Here is a 1,949-nt window from a genome sequence, read left to right as displayed (position 1 = left end):
CATAATTATGTAAACGTTTACTGAAAAAATCCAGGAGACTATATCTATGTACATTATCAGCAATAAACAAGAATAAAACATAGCTATGTTTTTACTAATTGTTTTACTAAGTGGATTGCTAGGTTTTACATCTAAAAAATTATTAAGAGATAGCTTAGTAATTTTCACAATTAAATTTGAAAGTTCTTTGAATTGGAAAGGAGGTGAATTTGATGCGATTCGATGTTCCCGTTACAACTAATTCTCAAATTGCTGCATGTTTGATTACCCCATTTAAAGTAAGGGTAGTAACTGCTTGTTGGAATCAATATCTACTTGCTGTTTAAGCACAGTAAAACAATAAGGACATACATATTTGGATGTCCTTATTGTCATACATTTTTTGAAAGGAGAAAAAAATAAATGTTTTTATTGATTAACCCAAAAGTTAAAATAGTAGAAAATTTTAAAGGTGCCTCTATTTTAATGGTCAAAGACAAAAAAATACTAACAAAAAATTGTAATCATTCAGGGCTTTATATTTTGAAAATGTGTAATGGTATAAATAGTTTTAACGATATTTTAAAGAAAATAAATGAGGACTATGGAGAAATTAGTTTAGAAAAACAAGAGAGTGTCCGTTCATTTCTTCAAGAATATATTGCCGATAAAATAGTTGAAGAAATTAATTTTCCTAATGAAGTAGATTTAAATGTGATAGGAGATGGTGATCTTGTAGTACCAATTAGTATATCAATGGAATTAACTAATAGGTGTCAATTAAAATGTCTTCACTGTTTTAATGAATCTGGGAAAGCCAGAGAAAATGAAATTAATATTGATAAATTTGTTGAAATAGCAAAGACATTTGTGGATATTGGTGCATCAACTTTTTTTATTACAGGTGGTGAACCATTGTTGAAAAGTAATGTTGAAAAATTAATAAAATTATTAGGTGAAAATGCTCGCTCATGTACCATAGCAACGAATGGAATGATTCTAAGAGAAGAATTACTTTTACTAATAAGTAATTATCCGAATATAGGGATCCAAATAAGTTTAGATGGTATCGAAAAAAATCATGATTATATTAGAGGGGTTCGAGGAGCTTTTAAAAATACAATTAATAACATTAAAAGATTGACTAATAAAAATATTCCAGTATCAATTTCCTATACAATGAATGATCATAATAAAGATGATTTAATAGATTTAATTCAGTTGTGTAAAAGTATTAAATGCGTAGGGATAAGTATTGGGCTAACATCTATCGCAGGTAGAGCTAAAAAAAATAATATTCCAGTAGAATTAGCAAGAGAATTTACAGATATTTTAGGAGATTATCACCAAAAATATTCAACTGATGATTTTTATGTCGGACTGGATATTTGTGAAAGAAAAATAAATAAGATTATGGATTCTATTGAACATCCTAATAAATGCGGAGCTGGGTACCAATTAATTCATATTTTGTCCAATGGTAAAGTAACACCTTGTCCAGCTATTCAAAATATTATATTAGGTGATGTAAATGAATCTGATATGCTAGAGATTTTAAATATTAACAATCTCAAAAGAATTATTGAATATCCTACTCCGAGTAAAAAAATTTGTGGTGATTGTATACATTACAATACATGTGGAAATTGCATAGCATCAATGATGGAGGTAGATGAGCGTGACTGTCATGTTCAAAGAGAGTACATCAAGTAATAAAAAATATACATTTGTTACGGAATACTCAACTACAAATATGTATTCATTAAATAATTCACGAATAAATAAGTTACCCAATGTATTTAATTATAGATTAAATTTTATGATTAACAATAATGTATTCATCTTTAAAAATTCTTTAGATAATTTATTAACGTATTTAAAAAGTAAAAAGGTAAATCATGGTATTTTAATAAGAATAAAAGATTTTTTAAAATTTAATTCGAAGATTGAACTCAATTACGAACTTATTT

1 protein-coding gene is annotated in these 1,949 nt (G+C 26.8%); it reads left to right on the top strand.

Going from position 1 to position 1,949, the window contains the following annotated elements; translation table 11 throughout:
* The first annotated feature begins 402 nt into the window (after window positions 1-402).
* A complete protein-coding gene (locus tag ACFCYN_RS25365; RefSeq protein WP_375952946.1) occupies window positions 403-1,692 on the top strand; it encodes a radical SAM protein in 1,290 nt (429 codons plus the stop codon).
* Window positions 1,693-1,949: the final 257 nt, after the last annotated feature.

Origin of the sequence: Gottfriedia sp. NPDC056225 (assembly GCF_042267765.1) — a bacterium.
Taxonomy (GTDB): domain Bacteria; phylum Bacillota; class Bacilli; order Bacillales; family Bacillaceae_G; genus Gottfriedia.
This window is presented reverse-complemented; position numbering and strand designations above follow the sequence as displayed.